Source organism: Halomonas kalidii (genome assembly GCF_030010475.1).
Taxonomy (GTDB): domain Bacteria; phylum Pseudomonadota; class Gammaproteobacteria; order Pseudomonadales; family Halomonadaceae; genus Halomonas; species Halomonas heilongjiangensis.
In genome coordinates, this window is sequence record NZ_JASCQN010000041.1 from 79,186 (window position 1) to 103,482 (window position 24,297).

Genomic DNA, 24,297 nt, shown 5'->3' on the forward strand with positions numbered 1-24,297 from the left:
TGGTTCAGCCGGCACGGCGTTGCTGGCGGGTGGCGTCGTGGTCGATTTCGCCGCTGGCGTCGATCACCACGCCGTACTCGAGGCGGGCCCCCTCCAGCGAGACGAGGCCATTCCTGACGTCGTCGACGACGTCCTCGAGCGGGCGGGTGAAGGGGTCGCCGAAGCCACCGCCGCCGGGATTGATGTTGATGACACGCTCGCCGGGGGCGATCTCCAGCATCGCGTTCTGGTCATAGGCCTCCTCGCGGCCATCGGCGCGACGATGCACCAGCCGCCCCAGCTTGGACTCGATCAGCACGTTGCGGGCGCCGGCCGCCCCCGCCGTGGGGTACTGGCGCCCCTCGCCGAAGGCCACCGCGGTCATGGTGTGGTCCAGCGGCTCCAGCTCCAGCCAGGTGCCCGAACCGCCCCGCCGCTCGCCGGCACCGCCGCTGTCGGTCATCAGGCCGTAGCGATGGATGAGGATCGGATAGGAGTACTCGAGCAGCTCGATGTCGCCGGACATCAGCGCGCCGAAGCAGCACAGCGGCCCCCGGGAGTGCCAGCCGTCCATGGTCTGCGTGGCGCCGGCGCCGGAGATGATCGAGGCCAGCACCATGGTCACGTACTGGTCGTGGTGGCGGCGGGGGTCGTGCCCGGCGATGTTGATGCCGCTGGCGTGCCCCCAGGAGGCGCTCACCCGGTCGGGCGCGGCCTGCTCGAGGGCCAGGCGCACGGCGTCGGTCAGGGTCTCCATCGGCGTGGTGGTGCAGTTGGCATGGGGCGCCGGTTCGCTCGCGTTGCACAGCGTGCCGGGCGGCCCCATGTCCACGCTGACGCAGCGGTAGAGCCCTTCGTTGTAGGGGGGCGGCACCTGGGCGAACATCATCAGCCCGAGCAGCACGCCGGACATGGAGTTGCCTTCGTAGGAGTTGATGAAGTAGGGCACCTGGGGCGGGCTCTCGATGCGGATCGCCACCTCCTCGCCCTTGACGCTGACATGGGCGGTGATCGCCAGGTCGCCGAGCCCGTGGCCGGAATCCTCCAGCACGGCGGTGCCGGTATAGTCGCCATCCGCGACCTCGCGGATCAGCGCCCGCATGTGCCGGTCGGCCATGGCCTTGAGTTCGGCGATGGCGGCGCGCACCGTCTCGACGCCATAGCGCTCCACCAGCGCCAGCAGGTGGCGCTCGCCCACCCGGCAGGCGCCGTACTGGGCATTGAGGTCGCCCTCCTGGTGCTCCCGGGCGCGCATGTTGGTCAGCAGCAGGTTGATCACGTCCTCGCGGCGCTTGCCCTTCTCCCAGAGCTTCACCGGTGGAATGCGCAGCCCCTCGGCGTAGATCTCCTTGGCATCGGGGTTGTAGCCGGCCGGCACCGGCCCGCCGATATCGGTCAGGTGCCCCTTGCACACCGTCCAGAACACCAGCTCGCCCCGGTGGAACACCGGCTTGTACATGCAGCAGTCGATGATATGACTGCCCTTGTAGGCCGGATCGTTGTGATAGATCACATCGCCTTCCGCGATGTCGTCGCCGTAGAAGCCGGCGACGGCCTTCATGGCCGGGATCAACGAGCCCAGGTGGATCGGGATGTCCTGGCCCTGGAGGATCATTTCCGGGACATGGTCGAACAGGGCATTGGAGTAGTCGTGGGCCAGGTTGAAGACGCTCGAGCGCCCGGTCTTCTCCAGGGTGAGCGTCATCTCGCGCTGGGCGGTTTCCAGCGCCCCCCTGACCACGGCCAGCGTGATGGGATCGACAGTCGACATGATGGACTCCGGTTCTCTTGTCGTTGTGAACGTCTTTATGAACGTCGTGGTGAACCTTGCGGTGTATGCCATCCACCCGTCGCCGCGTGGATGGCGCATGGCGTTGCCATGAACCCGACAGTAACGCCGCCGCCGGTGTCAGGATTGCGCTTCAGCGCGTGGTGTCTTGACGCTCAGTGCACTCGCCGGGCGGCGGTGCCGACACGAAAACGGTGCCGGGGAGGCCCGACACCGTCGCGTGTGGAGGGGGGATGGAAGCGTCAGGGCTTCTGCAGGCTGGCGATGTACCAGTCGGCGCGAGCGCGCTTGAGCCCCATCTCGTAGAGCCCATAGGCGACGACGAAGGTCGCCGGCGCCGAGAAGCCGGCCACCGCCGGCAGCTGCATGACGACCATGCCGATCAGGGCCGCCCCGCACCAGGCCACCAGGCCACAGGGGTTGTAGGCCGGGATATAGGCGTTATCGAGCTCGACATGCCCCTGGAAGCGCTGCCGGTAGGTCCGCGAGAGGATATGGGCCAGGGCGACACCGACCCAGGCCACCACGAAGACGCCCTGGTAGGCGAGGGCCTGCAGGATGTAGGCGAAGACATCGGCCATCATCAGCACATAGGCCATCACGCCGATGATGCAGCCCGCGACCACCTTGGAGAGCTTGACCCCGGTGACCTTGCGGATGAGGGCCTCGAAGTTGACGGTGGCGAGGTAGAAGTTCGCGGTGTTGATGCGGCTCTGCGTGACCCACACCAGCAGCAGGCCCCCCACCCCCATCAGCTCCAGCAGCCCCAGCACGATGGACGCCTCGGACAGGCCGTCGATGGGGATCATGGAGTCGAGCAGAATGCCCACGACCCCGCTGAACAGGAAGGTCATGGCGTAGAACGGGATCCCGAAGGTGATCCGCGCATGGAAGCCGGCATCCTCCTGCTTGCCGAAGCGGGCATAGTCGAAGGTGAACATCATCAGCACCCAGACGCCCATGTAGTAGGCGAAGGTGTGCATCCACCCCCAGGGCGAGGCCCCGCCTTCCGGCACCCGGGTCAGCCAGTCGCCGGGGTAGCCGAACTCGGCCACGGCCATGCCCACGGCGATCAGCATGCCGATCACGTAGACCGGCAGCAGCACGCCGTTGAACTTGTCGAGCCAGTGCTGGACGCTGCCGAAGATCAGCGCCACGCCGAGGATCGCCACGACGGCGGTGGTCACGGCCATCGGCCAGCTGCCGCTCCATTCCGAGAGCACCAGGGCCATCACATAGCCCTCGAAGACCGCATAGTAGAGCGCCGTGGCGAAGAAGATCAGGGTCGCGACCACCGCCCCCACGTGGCCGAACAGCACCTTGGAGAAGAGCGCCACGGTCAGCCCGGTCCTCATCGAGTAGCGGCTGATGACCCCGTTGATGACGCCGTAGGCGATCACCGTCAGCACGATGCCGATCAGGGCATTGGTGGTGCCGTAGCTGCGCGCCATCGCGGCGGCGACCACCATGTAGAAGATGGCACTGCAGACGGCCCACCAGGCCATCATCAGGTTGGTGCGGGGCATCCTCCCCTCCGGCGGTACCGGCTGTTCGGAGAAGTCGAGGTCGGTCGCCTCCGCGGACGTCGTGTGCTTGGTCATCTCTATCACCCTTGTTGTTGTGATTGTTCACCTTAATCCCTATCGGGAGCGGCGGTTTGTCACCCGGTGCACCATGACTTTCCCTGGCGTGCACCGGGCGAGGCGCGCCTCACGGCAGCTGCCGCAGGGCCGCCAGGCACCGTTGGTACTGCTGCCTGGCCGCCAGTGCCTCGTCCAGGCTCACCGCCACGAAACGCACTCTCTGGTGCGGCTGGATCTGGCCGACCCAGTCCATGTCGGCACTGATCACGGTGCCGATCATGGCGTAGCCACCGCCGGACACCGCGTCGCGGTGCAGGATGATCGGCTCGCTGCCGCTGGGGACCTGGATCGAGCCGATCGGATAGCAGGCATCGACGATATTCGAGGGGTCGTCGCCGGCGCCGAACGGCGGCTCGCGCTCGAGGAAGGCGAGCCGGGTGCCGCCCTTCATGCGATAGCCGATGCGATCGGCTTCGGAGGCGACCGTCCAGTCCTCCTCGTAGAAGCGCTCGCGACTCTCATCGGTGAGACGGTGCGCGTAGAGGCCGGGCACGACCCGCAGCAGGTAGTGCTTGGCGAACGCCGGCACCAGCGCCTCCGGCAGGCGCCGCCCTTCGCGGGCCACGCCCGGCGACGGCAGCACCGCCAGGGTGTCACCGGGCCGCAGCGGCCTGCCCTGCAGGCCACCGAGCCCGCCGAGCGCATAGGTGCTGCGGCTGCCCAGCCGCTCCGGCACGTCGATTCCCCCCTCGATGGCCAGATACAGCCTGGCGCCGGCCTTGACGAAATCGAAGCTGAGGGTGGCGCCGGCCGGCACGCGAAAGACCTCGTTGAGGGGCTGCGGCTCGCCATTTACCCGGGGGGTCATCTGTGCGCCGCAGGCGGCCACGCTCCGGGCTTGCTGGAAACGCAGCTCCGGCCCCATCAGGGCGCACTCCAGCACCGCGGCGCCTTCCGGATTGCCCAGCAACAGGTTGGCCGCACGCAGCGAGCGCTGGTCCATGCCGCCCGAGGGCGGAATCCCCAGGTGGTAATACCCCTGGCGGCCCGTGTCCTGCACCGAGGTCGCGAGCCCCGGCTTGAGCACTTCAATGGTCATGGAGCACCTCCTTGACGCGGTTGGCATAACCGTCGGGGTCGCGGTCGAAGTCGTCCAGATCGAAGGTGAAGGGCACGACCCGGGGGACGAAGCGTCCGGCCTCGGCATCGGCCAGCAGGCGGTCGTACTCCTCGCGCCCGATGGCACGGTGCTTCACGATGTCGCCGGGCCGGAAGAAGATCATGGAGTCATCGATGTGCGGCTGCTCGCCGGCGGGGTCGTAGATCGGCATCGGCGTGACGCCGAACATCTGGTAGCCCCCGGCCCCGCGCACCGAGTAGATGCAGCTGAAGCAGCCGCCGTAGCCCACCGTCTGCCGGGGCGTGTCGGTTCTCGGGCGCAGGTACTTGGGCACCTGGATCTGGCGTTCGCGCGGCACCATCTGGTACATGAACGGCAATCCCGCCACGAAGCCCACCATGGAGACGAACCAGGGGCTGCCGCTGTGCGCCTCGATGAAGGCCTCCACGCCGTCATAGCCGTTGATCCGTGCGGCATACTCGAGATCGGTACCGGAGGGATCCTGGTGCCGGTCCCGGAAGCGCATCAGCGTCTCGTGGGTCCAGGGGTCGTTGTAGAGCACCGGCACCTCGATCACCCGGGTCTCGATCGTGCGCACCCGCTGCGCCGAGACCTCGCGATCGAGCGCCTCGAGGGTTTCCTGCAGGGCATGGGCCGGCAGCCGATCCGGGTCATGGCGCACCTGGTAGGAGGCATTGGCGGGGCAGATCTCCACGACGCCCGGCAGCGCGAGCGCCTTGAGGCGCTGGGTGATGGAAATGGAGCGGAAGAAGGCCTCGAGGGTCATCTCCTCGCTCAGCTCGACGAACAGGAACTCGTCGCCGGCGTGGCTGTAGCGTGCACTTGTCGCCATGGGGGTGCTCATGACACGACCTCCTCCTCGGTGGGGTTCGATGCCGGCCGGTGCGCCAGCCAGCGCTCGAGGAAGCCGGTATCCACCTCGCCGCGGCGCACACAGGGGTCCTCGACCAGTTGCCGGTGCAGCCGGGCCGTGGTGGCGAAGCCCGCGAGCTGGAACTCGTCGAGGGCTCGCGCGGCACGCGCCAGCGCACTCTCCCGGCACTCGTCCCAGACGATCAGCTTGGCCACCAGGGAGTCGTAGAACGGTGGCATGCGGTACCCCTCGTAGAGGCCGCTATCGATGCGCACCCCCGGCCCCGCCGGCCATACCAGCCGCTCGACCCGGCCGGGCGAGGGAAAGAAGCCGTTGTCCGGGTCCTCGGCATTGATGCGCATCTCGATGGCCCAGCCGCGCCCGACGATATCGTCCTGGGCATGCCGCAGGGGCTCGCCCCTGGCCAGGCGCAGCATCTCGCGCACCAGGTCGATGCCGGTCACCGCCTCGGTGATCGGATGCTCGACCTGGATCCGCGTGTTCATCTCGATGAAGAAGAACTCGCCGGTCCTGTCGTCGTAGAGATACTCGAGCGTGCCGGCCCCGAAATAGCCGACGTGCTCCGCCAGGGCGACGGCCGAACGGCACAGGGCCTCCCGGGTCGGCGCGTCGAGGGCCGGCGACGGGCTCTCCTCGAAGACCTTCTGGCGCCGGCGCTGGAGGGAGCACTCGCGCTCGAACAGATGGATCGCGCGCTGGCCATCGCCCAGCACCTGTACCTCTATATGGCGAGCCCGGGCGATGAAGCGTTCGAGATAGACCCGGTCATCGCCGAAGGCCGAGCGCGCCTCGGCCTGGGCCATGGGCAACTGCGACTGCAGGGCAGCGGCGTTCTCGGCCACGCGAATGCCGCGGCCGCCGCCGCCCGCCGCGGCCTTGATCAGCAGCGGAAAGCCGACACCCTCGGCCACCGCCAGCGCCTCCCGGGTGTCGTTCACCGCCCTGGGCGACCCGGGCACGACCGGCACCCCCGCCTCGATGGCGGTCTGGCGGGCCATGGCCTTGTCGCCCATGCGCTCGATGATCCCGGCGTCGGGGCCGACGAACACCAGGCCGGCCGCGGCCACGGCGCGGGCGAAGTCCGCATTCTCGGAAAGAAAGCCATAGCCCGGATGCACCGCATCGGCGCCCACCGCCTTGGCGGCCGCGAGTACCGCCTCGCTGTTCAGGTAGCTCCTGGCGGCCTGGGCCGGCCCGATGCATACCGCCTCGTCGGCCTGCTCCACGGCCAGGCTGTCCGCATCGGCCTCGCTGTGCGCCACGATGCTGACCATGCCCAGCTCACGTGCCGCCCTGACCACGCGCAGGGCGATCTCCCCACGGTTGACGATCAACAGTCGACGTATCATTACCCCACCTCCAGTGCCGCGATGGTGTCGCCGGCCTCGACGACGGTTTCGTCCCCCGCCCGGAAGGCCGTGAGCGTGCCCGCCGCCTCGGCCTTGAGCTCGAAGTACTGCTTCATGACCTCGATCAGCCCGATCACCGTGCCGGGCTCCACGGCCTGGCCCGGCTCGACGAAGGCCGGCTGGTCAGGGGCCGGCCGGCGATAGAACACCCCCGGAAAGGGTGCCTGGATATCCTGCTGCGACATGATGCTGTCTCCTTGTGATTGTCCTTGTGTTGGCCCTTGCGATGGCGCTTGTCATGCTCCTGGTGAGGATGCTTATGGCGCCTTGATCGCGATCCCCGCCTCGTCGAGCGCCCCCCTCACGGCCTGCACCAGCGCCAGGGCGCCGGGGGTATCGCTATGGATGCAGATCGACCGGAACCCGACCGGGACGAGCCTCCCGCTGACCGCTTCCACGACGCCTTCGCGGCATGCCCGGAGCACCTTGCGGGCCACCCGCTCGGGGTCCAGGCGGTCGACCCGGCGCACGAAGACGATACCGCCGTCATCGTCGTAATCGCGGTCGGCATAGAACTCGTGCACGCGGGGCAGGCCCGCCTCGCGGGCGGCGCGATCGAGGGCGGTGTCGGCGAGGCAGTAGATGGGCAGCTCGGGGGCGACGCGCTCGAGCGCCCGGCAGAGCCCCCGGGCAAACGCCTCGTCGCGTGCCGCATGCATGAACAGGGCGCCATGCAGCTTGAAGTGGTGCAGCGCCAGGCCCTCCCGAGCGGCCAGCTCCCGCAGGGCACCCAACTGATAGAGGGAGTCGTTGACCAGTTCTTCGACCGAGGCATGGATATGCCGCCTGCCGAAGCCGACCAGGTCGTCGAACCCCGGATGGACCCCCACGGCGACCCCGTGCTCGGCGGCGCAACGCAGGTTTTCCACCATGGTGGTCGGGTCCCCGGCATGGAACCCGGCGGCGATGTTGGCGGAACTGATCAGGGGCATGATCTGCGGATCGACGCCATCGCCGAGGGTCCAGGCGCCGAAGCTCTCTCCCATGTCCGCATTCAGGTCAATCGTGGTTGTCATGGTGTGTCTCCTGAGTGGCCTCCCCATTAAAGACACGCCATGCACCCTGTGGAATTATTAATTCTTGTTTTACACTTTCAAGAAATCCGAATGCCTGACGAGACGCCTCCATGTCCCGCGACCCTTCGCTGCGCAAGCTGCGCTACTTTCTCGCCGTGGCAGAGAGCGGCAAGGTGACCCAGGCCGCCGTCGACCTGAACGTCTCGCAATCCTCCATCACCACCGGCGTGCGGGAGATCGAGGAACAACTGGGGGTGGTGCTGTTCCGGCGCAGCGCCCAGGGCATGGTGCTGACCCAGGAGGGGACCCGGTTCCTGCACCAGGTGCGCCATGTCTTCCAGGCCGTGGACGAGGCCTTCGACAGCCTGCAGGACACCTCCGGCTCGCTCACCGGCACGCTGGAACTCGCCATGAGCTATACCGTCGCGGGCTATTTCATGCCCCCGCTGCTGGCCAGGTTCCAGCGCCGCTATCCCGGGGTACAGGTGCGCCTGCACGAGGCCTCGCGGCCCGACATCCAGGCGGGGCTGCTATCGGGGGTCTTCGACCTGGCGATCGTGCTGACCTCCAACATCGACCGGGGGTCGCCGCTGGACCGCCAGCCACTGATCCGTTCCCCGCGCCGGCTCTGGGTCAGCAGCCATCATCCACTGCTCTCCCGGGAGGCGGTGAGCCTGCAGGAGGTGGTGGCCTACCCCTACATCATGCTGACGGTGGACGAGGCCGACCAGACGGCGTTGAAGTACTGGCAGCCCAGCGGGCTCAGCCCGAGCGTCCTGTTCCACACCTCCTCGGTGGAGGCCGTGCGCAGCATGGTGGCCAACGGCACCGGCATCAGCATCCTGTCCGACATGGTCTACCGCCCCTGGTCGCTGGAGGGCCGGCGAATCGAGCACATCGACCTGGCCGACCCCATCCCCACCATGGAAGTCGGGCTGGCCTGGGCCAAGCACACCCGGCTCTCGGGCCCGGCCAGGGCGTTCGCGGACCTGGCCATGTCGTTCACGCCATGAGCAGGTGACTCAGCGCTGAGGCCGCCCGCACACCCGCTACAGCATTGATTGCGAGGCCATTATTGCCTATCGTGACCATTGCATGAACCCGTGACCACGGTGCCAGGCGAAGCCAGGGATACAACCGGCCACAACAAAACGCCCGGGCGAGAACCAGCCCGCCCATCACCAGGCAAGGAGCGCGACACGATGGCACGGATTCCACCACCCAGCAGTCCCCGCCTCACGGCCGGGGACAATCCGCAATGATCCGCAAGCTGCTGCAAAGAACATCGGTCGAGATCTGGGTCATCAAGCAGATCGATGAAGATGTCCTGCACCTTTGCGGCATCGGCACCCCGCAAACCGAACAGAAGCGCAAGGCCGTGATCGAGGCGCTGGAACGGGGAGACTACCGAGGCGGTGTGCGCATCGGCAGGACCGGCGTGGTCCTCAACAGCCGGCTCTTCGCCGCCCTGATCCCGCTGGAGGCGCTCACCCTCGAGCACGAACGGCTCGCCCTCTGGCAGGGCCGAACCTGGCAGATCTCCCGAGTGCCACAGCGCTGCTGGCATCACGAAGGACGCCTGATCGCCCACCTCGACCCCCTCGGCAATCAATCGGGCCTGGTCAGCAGCGAGGATGTCTCCACCATCAGCGACAGCATCGTTCCTGCCACCATCACGCCAGCGACCGTCGAATTCCGCCCCGGCGATGCCCTGGAAGAGCCCACCGCCGATAGCCACGATGCCATCCACCAGGCCCGGGCCCGCCGCCACACGAAGGACAAGGGCTGGCGGGATGACGGTACCTGGGGCACGCCCCCAAAGCCCCCTGAGGGGTCAGACCCCTAAGTCTGCTGAGGGGTCTGACCCCAAATTCTGCTTTGGGTGGAGCGCCACTACTTTGTCGGCCGGCGCCGGCGCGGGAGAAACCGTGTCGGGCCGGTCGACGCTATCGTCCCGACGGGCGCCATGGAGCAGATCGACACTCTCTCGCACGGGTCGGTAGCCGATCGGCGCCTCCTCCAGGATTGCCTGAATGGCCGCGAAGTCGAATTTCCTGCAGGCAATCTTCAGGCAATCGAGCAGTTCGCGCAGTTGCGGCCAGTCCAGCGCCACCTCGCACTCGCCGATGTCGTGTGCCCGGGGGGGATCAGCGGGCGCCGTCGCACCGGCGTGGATCACCCGCTGCGCCGCGACCGGAAGCAGCGGGTCATGCCTGCACTCGTCAGTATCGAATGCCCCGCCACCCGCTGCTGGCCCCGGTGACCGGCTCAGGCGAACCACCGAGAACCGCGTTGGCTGCCTCTCGGCGGCGAGCGTCTCGCAGACCAGCTCCGCCAGCCGCATGCTGGCCTGCATCACATTGATCGGCCGTGCGGCCCCGTCGGTAGACACCAGCACGAGAGTCTCGACTTCCGCTGCCCTCGCCGCCCGCGCGCACACCTCCGTCCCCAGCACGTTGTTGCGCAGCCCTTCAACCACGTTACGCTCGACCATTCGTTCGTCAGAATGGATTGCGGAATGGAAGATCGTCTGTACACCGAAGCGCATTATTATCTCTTGCAAATGGGCTCGGTTCTGCACAGTACCGACCAAGGCCATGACCGGCACTCTCAGCCCCTTGTGGCCGGAAAACACCATCAACTCCTGCTCGAGCTTGACTAGCCGATGAACGGCGATGTCGAGCAGGATCAGCGCCTGGGGTTGCTGCAGAAGCACCTGACGACACAGCTCCCGGCCGATGACGCCACCGGCTCCCGTTACCATCACCACCTTGCCGCAGAGACTGGCTCGCATCAGTGTCCCCCATCCATGAGACCTGACCACACCCCTGCCTTGGCCAGGAAAAACGTCCCTTCGCATCAACGCCATGGCGAGCCACCTTCACCCTTGGTTAATGTTGCAGCGAAGGTAGTCCGGCGCGCAGATGATGCTCACCTTAGCGCCGTTTAGGCACAAGCTGCTCGCATCATGAAACATTTTGTTACCATGCTGGCAGCGACAATAAATGGCGCCACCTGGCAATTCAAGCTCCAGCATGAACAGGGGAGTGAAAATCAGGACATTGTCGGTAAAGGCTTACACCGGCGGTCGGCGAAATCGCACCACTTGATGGGGCCATGCAGAACATAATGAACGACTGAACCACGGATGGATGCTCGACAATGCACAAGATCGCTCTCGATATCGATACCCAGGGCATCCGCATCATGACGTGCCAGTGCGGCGCCACGGAAATCGGTCGAGGCCTCGTCTGGTCGGCCTTTCGGGTCGCCCCACTCGACAATGGGCTGGCCGAGGTGACCTGCCGGGTGTGCCACACCCGCACACGCCTTCGTCACCCGGCCCCGGAAGCCGGCATCGCCACCCTCGATCCAGCCGACAGCTGACAGGAGCGCATCGAAAAGCGGGCGTTAACCACGGCTATTAGCGGGATAACCGAAACGGCACAGTCGCTATGCTGTTGACGTCAATTCCGTTACGGCAAACCCTCATGCCCGCTGATGCCCCGCTCGTTGCGAGATCCCCACGCCGCCACCGCTGCGAACTGCTGACCGCCAACCGCTTCCTTGGCCTGCACCAGGCGCTGCACGGCCTGTGGGTGAGCGCTCTCGTGCTGGGCATCCTCTACCAGATCGACGCCGTCAGCCCGGCGTGGTGGTGGTGGCTGCCGGTTTACCCGCTCAGTTGGGCCGTGGTCGAACTCCTGTTCCTGCCGCGCCGCCTGGCCATCGCCCTTATCGCCGAACAGGCCAGCCGTGGCGAGGTCGCCAGCGTGGCCCTGAAACACGGCGTGATGCTGCGGGACGTCAGGGTGGTGGATTAGCGCTGAGGGGGCGAGCCAACCTTGGAACCCCGCTTTGGGGTCTGACCCTTAACCCCGCTTTGGGGTCAGACCCCTCAATCAACTTAGGAGACAGCCCGCCGGGGCGCCAGGCTCATGACGGCGTTTCGTGCTCCCACTTCACGGCCAGGCGTCCCAGCCATTCGTAGAGGGCGCGTTCGGTCTTGGCCAGGTGCTCTGCCCCCGGCAGCCAGTATCGCCAGCCGCGGCTCTGCCGGCCCGTCAGGTAGTGGGTCGGCGCCGGCAGCGGACGCAGCCCCACGGCCTCGAAGTGCCGCTTGGCGCGGGGCATGTGCGATGCCGAGGTCACCAGCACGATGCGCCCACCCTCGCCCAGGCGGTCGACAATGGCACGGGCCTCTTCACCGGTATCCAGGGCGGTATCCAGCACGACCAGGCTTGCTTCGGGAACCCCGAGCGCCTGCGCGGCCCGGGCGTACCCCTCCGCGACGCCCGGCTCCGACGGCTCGCTGCTGCCGCCGCTGACGATCAGCAGGGCCTCGGGCTGTGCGTGCCACAGCCGCAGGCCCTCCATCAGGCGCGGCAGCGAGGTCTCGGAGAGCTGCGCGGTGACGGGCCACTCCGGTGTCGGATGCCAGCCGCCCCCCAGCACCACGATGGCCTCGACCGGCGCATCGGGTGGCTTCAGCATGGCCGGATAGCGCTGCTCCAGGGGCTCGAGCAGGCGATCGGACACCGGTGCCCAGCTCACCAGCACCAGCAGGCCCACCGCCATGACGCACAGCCCTCCCCCCAGGCGGCGCAGGCCGAATTGCCGCAGCGCCAGGCCGACCACCACGGCTACCATCATCATCGGCAACGGCATCAGCACCTGCGCGGCCAGGCCTTTCAGGGTTTCGTACATGGCATTCTCCCTACTAAGTGCATCCACATCGGCTGCCGTAAAGCCCCATCTCGATCAGCGTGCCGGCGCGACAGGCCCCGAATGCAAAAACACCCGACAGGGACGACCCCTACCGGGTGCTTGGCTTGGGTATATCGCGTCGGGAAAATCACCGTCAATCGACACCGCCGGTCGCGGTCCGTCGCTCCCGTCGTCGAGACCGCGCTTTCGTGGGTACTGGGTACTGGCTCCGTATCCGCTCGAGCCGACACCCGGGGCTCCCAAGGCGATCTCGACATCCCGAGCTGTGACCCCGGAGGCTCCACCGGGTTCCCCGCGGGTCGGCCAGCACGACAAGGCTTCATCTATTCCTCGATGACAGCGACGTTCGCCAGTGTAGAGCACGATAGGATAGGCAACACCGGTATGCTTTGGGGTCAGACCCCAAAGTGAATTTTGGGGTCTGACCCCCAAGTGGAATTCGAAGAAGGAGTGATCATGCTGAGCCAGCGGGCGCTTGCGTATCTCAACGAGGTAGTTCGGCGCGGGTCGCTGCGGCGGGCGGCGGCGCAGCTGGACGTGGATGCCTCGGCGATCAGCCGGCAGCTGAAGGCGCTCGAGGAGGAACTGGGGGTGGCGCTGTGCGAGCGCCATGGCGGGGGGATGCGCGCCACCCAGGCGGGGCACCTGCTGGTGCAGCACTACCACGCCCAGCGCTCGGCGGAGGAGGCGGTGCTGTCGCAGTTGATGGCGCTCCAGGGGCTGGCCCGGGGCGAGGTCCGCATCGCCGTGGGCGAGGGGTTCATCGCCGACCTGATCTCGGCGCCGCTCGATGCCTTCATGAACGCCTTCGAGGGGATCGATATCGAGATCCGCATGGCCGGGGTCAACGAGGCGATCTCGCTGGTCAAGGACATGGAGGTGGACCTGGCGCTGCTCTACGCCCCGCCGGTGGACCCCACGCTCCACTGCCATGTCGAGACCCGCCAGCCGCTGGACCTGATCGTGCCGCCCGGGCATCCGCTGCTCGACCTGTCGCACCCGGTGACCCTGCGCGACCTCGAGTCCTGGCCCCTGGGGCTGATGGACAACCCCTTCGGCATGCGCCAGATGGTCAACCTGGTGGCCCAGCAGGAGCGGGTACACCTCGAGGCGCGGCTGCACACCAACTCGGTGGCGGTGCTCAAGAATTTCGTGCGTTCGGGCATCGGCGTCACCTTCATGCCGGAGCTGACCGTGATCGATGAGATCGAACGCGGCGAGATCCACGCCCTGCCCCTGGCCTATCCGGTGATGAGCGATGCCCGGGCCCAGATCGTCAGCCGCCGGGGCCGGGAGCTGACGGTCGCCGCCAGGACCTGCGTGGCGCACCTGCACCGGGGCATGCGCTTCTTCCATGCCGATGCGCCGCGACTCGCCCGCCGGCCGGGCTGACGGCCGCGTTGCATATTTGTCAACACTTCAGGTATTGCATAGTCAACGCGGCAATATCTAGGCTGCTAATGTGCCGGGCGCCAAGGCCCCCGCTCCCGGCGATTCCCTTACCGAACAAGACCTCAGGAACAACAAGACAAGGAGACACCGAATGTCCCGCACCCCCCGTTTCCCGCGCACCGCCCTGGCGTCGGCCTGCCTGCTCGGTGCCGCGCTGCTCTCTGGACACGCCCTCGCGGCCACCCAGGTCAACCTGAGCTACAACGGCGCCCCGGACCCCGAGAAGAACGCGGTGCATGTGTTCGCCACCAACCTCAAGGAGCTGGTGGAGGAGAAGACCGGCGGCGAGATCGAGCTCGAGCTCTACCCCAACAGCATGCTCGGCGAGGAAGAGGACCGCATGGAGCAGACCATGAGCACGCCCAGCCTCAACGTGGCGTCGTTCGCCGGTGTGTCGCCGCTGGTCGAGGAGCTCTTCGTCAGCGCCATTCCCTTCCTGTTCGACGACTTCGCGGCCGCCCGCACCTTCTTCGACGAGGGCGAGTACTGGCAGGAGGTGGCGAACGCCCTGCGCGAGCGTACCGGCATCGAGATGCTGGCGGTGGTGGAGGAAGGCGGCTTCCTGGCCTTCACCAACGACGAGAAGCCCATCTCGCACCCCGACGACTTCGAGGGCCTGCGCTTCCGCGCCATGGACCCGAGCCAGGTGGCGCTCTACGAGTCGTTCGGCGCCTCCGGCACGCCAATCCCCTGGACCGAGGTCTACATGGCGCTGCGCACCGGGGTGGCCGACGGCCAGATGAACCCGCCGATGTACATCATCCTCGGTAGCCTCTACGAGGTGCAGGACTACCTGACCCTGGCCAACATCCAGTACTCCAACCAGTTCCTGGTCGGCAACGGCGCGATGATCGAGGGCTGGGACGAGGAGGTTCGCGAGGCCTTCCGCGAGGCCGTCGCCGAAGCCAACACCATGGCCCGCGAGCATAACGAGGCCCAGGTCGACGAGCGCATCGCCTACCTCGAGGAGCAGGGCATGGAGGTGATCCGCCCCTCCGACGAGGACCTGGCCGCCTTCCGCGAGATCGGCCAGCCGGCCTACCTGGAGTGGCTCGCCGAGCAGGGGATCGAGCGGCGCTGGATCGAGATGGCCCTGCAGGATGCCGGCATGACCGGGCTGATCGACTGATCCGGCCCGCCGCCACGCCTTAACGCCCCGGGCAGGGAGGCCCCCTGCCCGCTTCGATCCCCTGCTGGACCCTTACCATGACCTCGCTTCGTTCCCGGGTGCTGGCGGTCAGCCGCCCCGTGTCGCTGACCCTGGCCGGCGCCCTGCTGTTGCTCGACCTGGCCGTGATCCTGTACGGCGTCTTCATGCGCTACCTGGCCGGCGGAGCGCCGATCTGGACCGACGAGCTGGCCCGCTTCCTGATCATCGGCAGCGTGATGCTCGCCGCCGGCGCCGTCTGGGTCGAGGGCGGCCACATGCGCGTCGCGCTGATCGAGCGACTGCTGCCGCGCCCGCTGTCGCGGCTGCTCAATCTCTACCAGTGGCTGCTGACCCTGGCGCTGGCCGTGGCCGGCACCCTGGTGAGCTATCGCTACGCCCAGTCGGTAGGCATGTTCACCACCTCGGGGCTCGGGATCAGCCGCACCGTGCCGCTGATGTCGCTGCCGCTGGGCTTCGCCCTGCTTGCCTGGCACGTGCTCTGGTACGGCCCGGCGCCGCTCCGCACGGTCGAGGAGGACGCCGCATGATCCTGACCATGCTGCTGGTCTTCCTCGGGCACGTGCTGCTGGGCCTGCCGCTGTTCCTGGCGCTGCTGACCACCGCCGTGGTCGGCTTCCTGTTCGTCGACCCGGCCATGCTGCCGCGCATGATGCCGCAGCAGTTCTTCGGCGGGATCAACGTCTTCTCGCTGATGGCGATCCCGCTGTTCATCCTGGCCGGCAACCTGATGAACGTCAGCGGGCTGACCGAGCGCCTGATGGGCCTGGCCCGGCTGCTGGTGGGCCACCTGCGCGGCGGCATGGGCCACGTCAACGTGGTCTCCAGCGTGTTCTTCGCCGGGGTGAACGGCTCGGCGGTGGCCGACACCTCGGCGCTGGGCTCGCTGCTGGTGCCGGCGATGCACAAGGAGGGCTACTCGCGGGCCTTCGCCGCCGGCCTCACCGCCGGCAGCTCGCTGATCGGGCCGATCATTCCGCCGAGCATCTTCATGATCCTCTACGCCTCGCTGACCAACACCTCAGTGGGCGACCTGTTCCTCGCCGGGGTGGTGCCGGGGCTGCTGCTGGGGGCGGCCTTCATGGGCATGAACGCCTGGCACGCCTGGCGCCGGGGGCTGCCGAAGCGCGGCGGCTGGCCCGGGGCGGGAGAGCTGGCGGTAGCCGCCCTCGGCGCCCTACCCGCGCTGATCGCCCCCTTCATCATCGTCGCAGGCATCGTGATGGGCTTCGTCACGCCCACCGAGTCCGGCGCGCTCACGGCGCTCTACGTGGCGCTGTGCGGGCTCTGCCTGGGCGGGCTGCGGCTGACCGAGTTCTGGCGGGCGCTGGTCGACACCGCCCGGCTCACCGCGGCGATCTTCTTGATCATGGCGGCCTCGGCCACCATCAGCTGGCTGCTCTCCTACGCCCAGGTGCCGGCGCAGTTCGTCTCGTTGCTCTCGCCCTACATCGACAACGCCGTGCTGATCCTGCTGCTGCTCAGCGCGATCACCTTCGTGACCGGGATGTTCATGGAGGAGGTCTCGGCGCTGATGCTGCTGACCCCCATCTTCGTCCCGGTAGCGATGATGGCCGGCATCGACCCGGTGCACCTCGGCATCATCATCACGCTGAACATCACCATCGCGCTGATCACCCCGCCCATGGGCGCCTGCGTGTTCGTCGCCGCGGCGGTGAGCCGGCTGGAGATCGTCTCGCTGTTCAAGACCATCTGGCCCTTCGTGTTGACGGCGATCGCCGTGCTGTTGTTGCTGATCCTGTTCCCTTCGCTGACGCTCTGGCTACCGGCCACCCTTGGATGACCCGATGTCGAACTCCGCTCTCCCTCACCGCTCGCTCAACGCCTGCCCGGCGATCACCCACCGCGCCGAGCCCGACTGGGCCCGGGTGAACCGGATACCGATCGCCGACTGCGGCGAACCGCTGGTGCCCATGAGCCTCGCCCCCTGGCCGATCCGGGTCTACCCGGCCTACGCCCGGCTGGGCATTCCCGGCGCCGTGCCCGAGTGCTTCGTGCGCGAGGGGGTCTACCGGCGCCTGCTCGCCGCGGCCCGCGCCCTGCCCGACGGCTTCGGCCTGGTGGTGCTCGACGGCTGGCGGCCCTGGCGGGTCCAGCAGTACCTCTTCGACACCCTCAGCGAGGCGCTACGTGCCCACCACCCCGAGGCCGGCGAGGCCGAGCTGCTCACCCGCACACGGGAGTTCATCTCGGTGCCCAGCCGCGACCCCCTCGCCCCCAGCCCGCACCTCACCGGCGGCGCCGTGGACGTCACCCTGTGCGACGGCGACGGCCTGGCGCTGGACATGGGCACCCTGTTCGACGAGGCCGTGCCCGCCTCGCACACCGACCACCTCGAGCGGCTCGGCGAACTCGACGCCCGCCAGCAACGCGCCCGCGACCACCGCCGGCTGCTCTACAGCGTGATGCTCGACCAGGGCTTCACCAACCTGCCCAGCGAGTGGTGGCACTACGACCTCGGCGACCAGCTCTGGGCCCGCTACGGCGGCCACGACCGCGCCATCTACGGCCCCGCCGAACTCGACACCATCGAGAACCGCTGGCGACGCCAGCTCGGCTAACCCCCCTGTGGGGTCAGACCCCAAAATTCCCTTAGGGGTCTGACCCCAAAGTCTACTAAGCAAATTGAGGGCTATACTGAGCCTTGTACCGTCCACGGCACAAGGAAGTGCGACATGGCGCGTCCGGCTCGGCTGTTGCTTCCCGATACCCCACTCCACCTGATTCAGCGCGGCAACAACCGCGGTGCCTGCTTCGTCCATCGCAAGGATGCGCTGCGCTACCTGGAGCTGCTGGGCGAGGTGCAGCAGCTATATCGGGTCGCCCTGCACGCCTATGTGCTGATGACCAACCACGTGCACCTGCTGGCCACCCCGCGGGCAGAGCCCGAGGGCGTGATCCAGATGATGAAGGAGCTCGGGCAGCGCTACGCCCAGTACTTCAACCGCCGCCACCAGCGCACCGGCGGCCTGTTCGAAGGCCGCTACCGCTCCTGCCTGGTGGCGGAAGAGCCCTACCTCTTCGCCTGCTACCGCTATATCGAGCTCAATCCGGTGCGCGCCGGCATGGTGGCCGGTCCGGCCGATTACGAGTGGTCGAGTCATCGCGCCAACGCGCTGGGCCGCGACGATCCCATCGTGCAGCCCCATGATGTCTACACCGGACTGGGCGCCACCCCGGATAAACGCCAACGCCGCTACCGCGAGCTCTTCCATGGCGACCTACCGCCCCACCTGCTCGACGAGATTCGCCAGCAGACCCGCCGGGGTCGTGCACTGGGCAGCGAAGCCTTCCAGCAGGCCGTCGCCCGCCGCCTGGACTCGGCCTCCTAGCTTTGGGGTCAGACCCCAAAATTCGCTTAGGGGTCTGACCCCACAGAAAACTTAGGATCTCGCGATGCCCCCAGTGCCTACCAGGGCGAGGGGATCACGTCCTCATCTATATACTGTTGCGTTTGTTCGTAGTACCAAGCCGGCTCCCCTTGGGCTTCATTCGCATGGGCCGACTCGACGATCGGAGCGTGAAGATCCTGGCTGCGGTCATTGCCGCAGTCGCGGCACCAGGCATGCCACCAGACAAAGACCTCTCCTTGGCCGGAGAAACCGGCAATCAAGCTATGGAGATAGCGGGATGCGGGGTAGTCGCGATACCACTGACGCAACAGCTTACCTGTCTCGGGCAACTCCAGATCGATCTCGTAGAAGGTCTGGGTACGATAGGAGAACCAGCGGGCCTGCAGCGACGACGGAGCTGGCATGGGGCGAGACAACGTTACCGTCTTTCTTCCCCTCGGCGGTCGAATATCGAAGCCTCCGCTCAAGCTTCCCGCAGGTGCGCGCCACGCATCATCGAACGTCAGTTCCTCCACCCACACCGGCCACCCTGAGGGGCCGCCGTTGCTCTTTACTGCGAACTCGTATCGAGGCGGCTCGGATTCCACCGAGCAGGCCGTTATTAGTCCCCATAACAGCGTCAGAGACAGCATGGCCCGCGCCAGGCGCAGCAAATCAGGCACCCTGGGCCTCCCGTGATACACCAACTCCCCTTTGAGGTCAGACCCCAAAATTTGCTTAGGGGCCTGACCCCACAGAAAACTTAGGAGCTCGAGCTGCCCCAGCGCCTACCAGGGCGAGGAAATAACCCCCTCCTCCACCCGGCGTTCAGTCTGGCTACGAAAGGTACTCGGATCACCCTCGACTTCTTCCGCAAAGGCCGACTCGATGATCGGTGCATGGAAGTCCTGGCTGCGGTCATTGCCGCAGTCGCGGCACCAGGCACGCCACCAGACGATCACCTCCCCCTTTCCGGAGAAGCCGGCCACCAGGTAATGGAGATACCGGGACGCCGGGTAGTCGCGATACCACTGGCGTAACAGGACATCCGTCTCAGGCAGCGTCAGATCGATCTCGTAAAAGGTCTGGGTACGATAGGAGAACCAGCGGGCCTGCAGTGACGACGGAGCTGGCATGGGGCCTGGCAATGTAACGACCGACCCGCTACGAGGAGGTCGATGCTCGAAACCAGCACTCAAGTTGCCTGCTGGCGATCCCCACGAGTGATCGAAGGTCAATTCCTCCACCCACACCGGCCAGCCACGAGGCCCGCCTACCGGCTGCACGGAAAACTCGTAGCGTTCCGGTTCAGCCTCACAGGCGGTGAGTCCCCATGCCAGTGCCAGTAACAGCACGGCTCGCGCCAGGCGCAGCAAATCAGGCATCCTGGGCCTCCCTTGCGTCGTTGAATACGCTCCCGGGACGGTTGGCAAAGACCCGGCGAACGCCGGACGCCTCGGGCGCATAGGCCAGGCTCTCCCGCCGATGGGAGGTATGGATATAGCCGTGCAGGTAGCGGCGGGCGTCCTCCAGGCGGGCGCCGGCTTTCTTCCAGGCATCGAGGGCGCCTTGCAGTTCGTCTGGAATGGTATGGTCTGAGTCGTTTCTCAACTCGTCCAATGGCACACCACTCTGGTGTGCCAGTTGATGCATCTGGTGCAGTGCATGGATTGCCAGCTCCTTGCGGGTGGCACGCCGCTCTATCTCGAGCACATCGGGCGGCTCCACGCGTAGTTCCAGCCCCCGTGCCGCGGCTTCCTCCTGCGCCAGGCGTATGGTTCGCCCGTTGCTGCCCAGCCCCGCCCGGCGGCGCACCAGCAGCTCCTCGTGGTTGGCGAAATCCACCTCGGGATTCTCGTAGCCCCCGCCCACATCCGAATGTGCTCCCGGCAACGCGATCTCGCTGAAGTTTCCGGGCAGGTTGCCCTGGGGGTCGGCCAGGCTGCTGAGGGGAAAGTTGCGGCGAATCTCGTGGTGGGCGGTGAACTGCACGACGCGCATGGCGCTGCCCGGCGCCAGGTGCAGGTTGAAGTCGAGATTGCGAGCGTTGCCGGGCAGATAGAAGCTGCCCACGGTATCGAACAGCCCCACGAAGCGCACCTGGGGAAAGGGAATGGGAGCCGGCGGAAAGGCCTTGATGCGACGGATCGGCGTCTCGGGGGTCGGCAGCCTGGGGCGAAAGTCCGGCACCAGCAGCGTTTCCGGCCAGCGATGGATCAGATTGACGAAGTGCCGGGCCAGGGCCGCGCCACGGCTGAAGCCGAACACATCGAAGATGACCAGCGCGTCTTCGTTCGCCTGCAGGATCGGGCGGAGCTGGTTCAAGGCCAGTTCGATTCGCGCATGGCCACCCTCCGGGCCGACGCCAAAGGCCAGCCCCGAGCGATTGCGCCACTCCCCGAGCCAGTTCTCACCCTCCTGGCCCGTGACGGTACCAATACCATGCGCATAGACCCGGTAATATCCCTGGTCTTCGTCTGCCAGATACAGATCAAAGAGCTTGGCCACATTGGTGATATCGCGATCCGTCCGCTGGCGGTCGTTCTCCCGGTTATTGCCGGTACCGTCGAAGAACACCCCGATTTCGAGGATGCGCTGCCTCACTGGCTCGGGAGCCGGCGGTGGCGGTGGCGGCGGTGCGGGCTCGCGCCGCGGTTCGGGTGGGGATGAGGGGCGTGACACCGCCCAGGCGGGATACCGGGCCTGAGCGACGTCCCCCGGGGTCAGGCCACGCGCGTTGAGCCGGGCAAGACGCTCACCGACAAGGCTCTGGTAGTAGCGCGGCAAGGCCCCGGCGGCCTTCACCCATCGGCTGCCATCCCACTCGACGATCGGCGAACGGGGGTGATCATCGATCAGGACCAGGCTGCCGTCCCCGACCTGCTCCAGCAGCCGTCGATAGCCACGCTGTCCTTCGGATGTCGAGAGGTTCAAGTTGGCACCGAGCGACCAGAGATGGCCACCCGGGGCTTGGGCCCGCCGCTCGATCTGCTCCTGGGCCCAGTATGGTGATTCGACATAGGGCAGGTCGACATCGCGTACACGGAAAGGTGACGTGAGCTTCATGCATTTCCCTTGCGCTGCGCTCGTTCCGATGAGAAAGGGGCTTGCCGGGCTATCCTCGGGGAGCCTTCCGGCGCTCCCAGTGGCGAGCCTTGTCGGTTACCCCATCGCCCAGATTACGGATATCGAGCACCGGTGCCATAGCCGATCGCTTACATTGCCATACGAAAGTGCCCATACAGGCAGTGAGAGAATCGTGCGATGCCGCCTGGATGCGCCCCTGTTGCTGGAGATTTGCCCACCACCCCGACAGCGGCGATGATGGAGACGGCCAAACTCACCTTTGGGGTCAGACCCCAAAATGCGCTTAGGGGTCTGACCCCACAGGAAACTTAGGAGCCCGCGATGCGCTTCGCCACCCTTGGCCCTGCCGGCAACAACCATCTGCTGGTACTCGAACGCTACCTGGCCGCCCGTGGCCTGGAGGACGCCGAGATCCGCCCCTTCGAGAGCTTCGATGCAGCCTTTCCCGCCCTGCTGGCCGGCGAGGTGGACTACCTGCTGCAGTGCACGGCCCACCCCAGCCACGGGGAGTGGGTCGGCCGCACCATGCACCGCGCCTTCCCGGTAGACGCCTTCATCGCGCCGAGCAAGCCGCTGGCGATCCTCGCCCGCCGCGAGGTGGCCGAGCCGCGGCGCCTGGGGCTGCAGCCGGCCACCCGCCACTATGCCGACCTCTCCGCCTACCCCGAGCAGATCGAGGCGCCGACCACCGTCGACGTGGCCAACGGCCTGCTGGACGGACGCTTCGAGGCCGGGCTCTGTGCCCGGGAGGTGCTCGATGCCCACCCCGACGCCCTGCGCCTGGTCGAGGACCTCGGCCCGGCCCTGGATACCTGGGTATTGTTCGGTCGCGAGCGTCTGGCGGGCGAACTGATCCTCTGCGCCCCGGCCCCGAGTCAGCCGACGCGCTGAGCGAGCTCAGAACGCGAAGATCACCGCGGCCCCGGCAGCCACCAGCACCAGCCGCAGCCACCACGCGCGGCGGGCGATGACGCCGTAGGAGACGCCGGTGAGGCCGACGGCGATCTTCACCGCGTCGATGACGGCGCCGGCGGGGTCGAACGCCAGGCGGATGACATCCGGGTTGGCGACCATGGCCAGCGGGATGATGTAGAGCCCGATGCCGAGCGCCATGGCCTTCATGGCGACCTTGAGCCAGTTCTCGCCCACCATGCCGGCGGCGATGAAGACCCCGCCGCACACCGGTGGGGTGATGGTCGAGAGCAGCGCGAACCAGAACACGAACAGGTGCGCCAGCAGCGGCTCGAGGCCCAGGGCGGTGAGCGCCGGACCGGCTACCGAGACGCAGATCACGTAGGCCGCCGTGGTCGGCACCTCCATGCCCAGCACCAGGCAGGCGAGCGCGGTGAGCAGCAGCGCCGGCCAGAGCATCTCGCCCGACAGCGAGAGGATCCCCGTGGTGATCTTCACCCCCAGCCCGGTCAGCGCGAGCACCCCGATCACCAGCGAGGCGCAGATGATGATGGCACCGATCACCGCCACCTGGCGCCCGGCGATCACCATGGCCTCGGCCATGCGCCCGGCGAAGTCACGCAGCGAGAAGGTCAGGGTGACATCGAAGCACAGCAGCGCCATGCCGGCGAAGATGGCGATGCTCGCCGCGTACTGGGGCGTGACGCCGCCCAGGAAGATGCGCTCGAGCAGGATGACGAAGGGCACGGCGAAGAACAGCGAGGTGATCAACACCTCCTTGGGCGCCGGCTGCTCGCTGGCGGCCATGGGCCGCAGGTCGTGGCGGGTGGCGTAGGCGTTGATGCCTACCCACACCGTGGCGAAGTAGAGGATCGCCGGCAGCAGCGCCGCGGCCATGATCAGGGGATAGGGCGTGCCGGTGAGCTCGACCATCACGAAGGCGCCGGCGCCCATCAGCGGCGGCATGATCTGCCCGCCGGACGAGGCCACCGCCTCCACCGCCCCGGCCAGCGAGCGCGGATAGCCCAGGCGCACCATGGTGGGAATGGTGATGGCGCCGGTGGACGCCACGTTGGCCGAGGCCGAGCCCGAGATCGAGCCCATCAGCGCCGACGAGATCACCGCGACCTTGGCCGCCCCGCCGGTGAGCCGCCCGGCGACGACGCTGGCCATGTTCATGAAGCCGCGCCCCGCCTCGCCGGCGTTGAGCACCGCGCCGAAGATGACGAACACCGCCACCACGCCCACGCTCACCCCGGTCAGCTTGCCCCATAGCCCGCCCTCGGCGATGGTCAGGGTGCCGACGAAGCTCTGCAGCGGCATCCCCGGGTGACCGAACTGGCCGGGCACATGGGCGCCGAACACCCCGTAGAGCAGCGCCGTCAAGGCCACCAGCGGCAGCGGCCAGCCGATCGCCCGGCGCGCCGTCTCGAGCGCCAGCCCGATCAGGAAGACACCGATGACCATCTGCAGGTGGGTATCGATGAAACCGTACTGCTGCGAAAGCGCCTCCTCGTTGAAGGCGATGTAGCCGCAGGCGGCGATACCGAGCCCGGTCAACAGCCAGCCGCTGGCACGCTCGACAGGCGTGCGGGCGGCGAAGATCAGGATCCACGGCAGCGCCAACGCCATATGGATCGGCCGGCTGACCAGCGCCGGGGTCAGGCCGTAGAAGATCAGCCCGAGGTGAAAGACCACGGTCACGGTGCCCAGCGCCACCCAGGCCGGGTGCAGGCGGGAAACGGGTTCGAGCATGAGAAAGCCTTGCCAGCCGGGGGCGGCCCTCAGCACACCTTGGGGTCAGAC

Annotated in this window: 24 protein-coding genes; 11 read left to right on the forward strand and 13 right to left on the reverse strand. The window is 67.2% G+C overall.

The annotated features are described in order from the left end of the window. Nucleotides 1-4: 4 nt before the first annotated feature. The 7 genes from capB to QLQ85_RS12880 form a co-directional block, all read right to left on the reverse strand. The gene (capB, locus tag QLQ85_RS12850; protein WP_282739354.1) at nt 5-1,750 is read right to left on the reverse strand and encodes a caprolactamase subunit beta; all 1,746 of its coding nucleotides are present in this window, start codon (nt 1,748-1,750) and stop codon (nt 5-7) included. A 260-nt stretch (nt 1,751-2,010) separates the two neighbouring features. Then, nucleotides 2,011-3,369 (reverse strand): purine-cytosine permease family protein, encoded by a 1,359-nt coding sequence (locus tag QLQ85_RS12855; RefSeq protein ID WP_282739355.1) that lies wholly within the window; start codon nt 3,367-3,369, stop codon nt 2,011-2,013. Nucleotides 3,370-3,478: 109 nt separating this feature from the next. Continuing rightward, on the reverse strand, nt 3,479-4,450 hold the full coding sequence (locus QLQ85_RS12860) for a 5-oxoprolinase subunit C family protein (protein WP_282739356.1): 972 nt from the start codon (nt 4,448-4,450) through the stop codon (nt 3,479-3,481). After that, on the reverse strand, nt 4,440-5,336 hold the full coding sequence (locus tag QLQ85_RS12865; protein ID WP_282739357.1) for a 5-oxoprolinase subunit B family protein: 897 nt from the start codon (nt 5,334-5,336) through the stop codon (nt 4,440-4,442). Before QLQ85_RS12865 ends, QLQ85_RS12860 begins: the two co-directional genes overlap by 11 nt. Beyond that, the gene (locus tag QLQ85_RS12870) at nt 5,333-6,715 is read right to left on the reverse strand and encodes an acetyl-CoA carboxylase biotin carboxylase subunit (protein WP_282739358.1); all 1,383 of its coding nucleotides are present in this window, start codon (nt 6,713-6,715) and stop codon (nt 5,333-5,335) included. The genes QLQ85_RS12865 and QLQ85_RS12870 overlap by 4 nt, the downstream gene beginning before the upstream one ends. Beyond that, the gene (locus QLQ85_RS12875; RefSeq protein ID WP_282739359.1) at nt 6,715-6,960 is read right to left on the reverse strand and encodes an acetyl-CoA carboxylase; all 246 of its coding nucleotides are present in this window, start codon (nt 6,958-6,960) and stop codon (nt 6,715-6,717) included. Before QLQ85_RS12875 ends, QLQ85_RS12870 begins: the two co-directional genes overlap by 1 nt. Before the next feature lie 72 nt (nt 6,961-7,032). Further along, nucleotides 7,033-7,791: a 5-oxoprolinase subunit PxpA gene (locus QLQ85_RS12880; protein ID WP_282739360.1), complete on the reverse strand. Its 759-nt coding sequence runs from the start codon at nt 7,789-7,791 to the stop codon at nt 7,033-7,035. Between the two features lie 110 nt (nt 7,792-7,901). Here QLQ85_RS12880 and QLQ85_RS12885 point away from each other — a divergent pair, with 110 nt between their 5' ends. Next, entirely contained in the window at nt 7,902-8,804 is a 903-nt protein-coding gene (locus tag QLQ85_RS12885) for a LysR substrate-binding domain-containing protein (RefSeq protein ID WP_282739361.1), read from the forward strand. A 245-nt stretch (nt 8,805-9,049) separates the two neighbouring features. After that, the gene (locus tag QLQ85_RS12890) at nt 9,050-9,637 is read left to right on the forward strand and encodes a hypothetical protein (protein WP_282739362.1); all 588 of its coding nucleotides are present in this window, start codon (nt 9,050-9,052) and stop codon (nt 9,635-9,637) included. On the opposite strand, the gene QLQ85_RS12895 is transcribed toward QLQ85_RS12890, so the two are convergent. Then, the gene (locus QLQ85_RS12895; protein ID WP_282739363.1) at nt 9,626-10,585 is read right to left on the reverse strand and encodes a polysaccharide biosynthesis protein; all 960 of its coding nucleotides are present in this window, start codon (nt 10,583-10,585) and stop codon (nt 9,626-9,628) included. The genes QLQ85_RS12890 and QLQ85_RS12895 overlap by 12 nt on opposite strands. A gap of 368 nt (nt 10,586-10,953) precedes the next feature. On the opposite strand from QLQ85_RS12895, the gene QLQ85_RS12900 reads away from it, so the two are divergent. After that, nucleotides 10,954-11,178 carry a hypothetical protein gene (locus tag QLQ85_RS12900; protein ID WP_282739364.1) on the forward strand — a complete coding sequence of 75 codons (225 nt, stop codon included), beginning with the start codon at nt 10,954-10,956 and terminating at the stop codon, nt 11,176-11,178. A gap of 104 nt (nt 11,179-11,282) precedes the next feature. After that, on the forward strand, nt 11,283-11,615 hold the full coding sequence (locus QLQ85_RS12905; RefSeq protein WP_282739365.1) for a hypothetical protein: 333 nt from the start codon (nt 11,283-11,285) through the stop codon (nt 11,613-11,615). A gap of 112 nt (nt 11,616-11,727) precedes the next feature. Here the strand turns inward: QLQ85_RS12905 and elyC are convergent, their stop codons facing one another. Continuing rightward, nucleotides 11,728-12,498, reverse strand: coding sequence for an envelope biogenesis factor ElyC (gene elyC, locus QLQ85_RS12910; RefSeq protein WP_282739366.1), 771 nt, complete (start codon nt 12,496-12,498; stop codon nt 11,728-11,730). A gap of 477 nt (nt 12,499-12,975) precedes the next feature. Here elyC and QLQ85_RS12915 point away from each other — a divergent pair, with 477 nt between their 5' ends. The 6 genes from QLQ85_RS12915 to QLQ85_RS12940 all read left to right on the forward strand — a co-directional run bounded on the left by QLQ85_RS12915 (nt 12,976) and on the right by QLQ85_RS12940 (nt 18,492). Further along, nucleotides 12,976-13,911: a LysR family transcriptional regulator gene (locus tag QLQ85_RS12915; protein ID WP_282739367.1), complete on the forward strand. Its 936-nt coding sequence runs from the start codon at nt 12,976-12,978 to the stop codon at nt 13,909-13,911. Between the two features lie 151 nt (nt 13,912-14,062). Further along, a complete protein-coding gene (locus QLQ85_RS12920) occupies nt 14,063-15,100 on the forward strand; it encodes a TRAP transporter substrate-binding protein (protein ID WP_282739368.1) in 1,038 nt (345 codons plus the stop codon). A gap of 77 nt (nt 15,101-15,177) precedes the next feature. Beyond that, a complete protein-coding gene (locus tag QLQ85_RS12925) occupies nt 15,178-15,669 on the forward strand; it encodes a TRAP transporter small permease (RefSeq protein ID WP_282739369.1) in 492 nt (163 codons plus the stop codon). After that, nucleotides 15,666-16,943, forward strand: a complete 1,278-nt coding sequence (locus QLQ85_RS12930; protein ID WP_282739370.1) for a TRAP transporter large permease — start codon at nt 15,666-15,668, stop codon at nt 16,941-16,943. Before QLQ85_RS12925 ends, QLQ85_RS12930 begins: the two co-directional genes overlap by 4 nt. 4 nt (nt 16,944-16,947) lie before the next feature. Then, entirely contained in the window at nt 16,948-17,721 is a 774-nt protein-coding gene (locus QLQ85_RS12935; RefSeq protein WP_282739371.1) for a M15 family metallopeptidase, read from the forward strand. A gap of 114 nt (nt 17,722-17,835) precedes the next feature. Further along, the gene (locus tag QLQ85_RS12940) at nt 17,836-18,492 is read left to right on the forward strand and encodes a transposase (protein ID WP_282739372.1); all 657 of its coding nucleotides are present in this window, start codon (nt 17,836-17,838) and stop codon (nt 18,490-18,492) included. Between the two features lie 77 nt (nt 18,493-18,569). On the opposite strand, the gene QLQ85_RS12945 is transcribed toward QLQ85_RS12940, so the two are convergent. The 3 genes from QLQ85_RS12945 to QLQ85_RS12955 form a co-directional block, all read right to left on the reverse strand. After that, nucleotides 18,570-19,175 (reverse strand): DUF2931 family protein, encoded by a 606-nt coding sequence (locus QLQ85_RS12945; protein WP_282739373.1) that lies wholly within the window; start codon nt 19,173-19,175, stop codon nt 18,570-18,572. A gap of 105 nt (nt 19,176-19,280) precedes the next feature. Beyond that, on the reverse strand, nt 19,281-19,877 hold the full coding sequence (locus QLQ85_RS12950) for a DUF2931 family protein (RefSeq protein ID WP_282739374.1): 597 nt from the start codon (nt 19,875-19,877) through the stop codon (nt 19,281-19,283). After that, on the reverse strand, nt 19,870-21,558 hold the full coding sequence (locus QLQ85_RS12955; protein ID WP_282739375.1) for a T6SS phospholipase effector Tle1-like catalytic domain-containing protein: 1,689 nt from the start codon (nt 21,556-21,558) through the stop codon (nt 19,870-19,872). The genes QLQ85_RS12950 and QLQ85_RS12955 overlap by 8 nt, the downstream gene beginning before the upstream one ends. 342 nt (nt 21,559-21,900) lie before the next feature. Between QLQ85_RS12955 and QLQ85_RS12960 the strand changes: the two genes are divergently transcribed. Further along, on the forward strand, nt 21,901-22,470 hold the full coding sequence (locus tag QLQ85_RS12960; protein WP_282739376.1) for a hypothetical protein: 570 nt from the start codon (nt 21,901-21,903) through the stop codon (nt 22,468-22,470). A gap of 6 nt (nt 22,471-22,476) precedes the next feature. Here QLQ85_RS12960 and QLQ85_RS12965 read toward each other — a convergent pair whose 3' ends face one another. Continuing rightward, nucleotides 22,477-24,246, reverse strand: a complete 1,770-nt coding sequence (locus QLQ85_RS12965; RefSeq protein ID WP_282739377.1) for a TRAP transporter permease — start codon at nt 24,244-24,246, stop codon at nt 22,477-22,479. Nucleotides 24,247-24,297 lie beyond the last annotated feature (51 nt).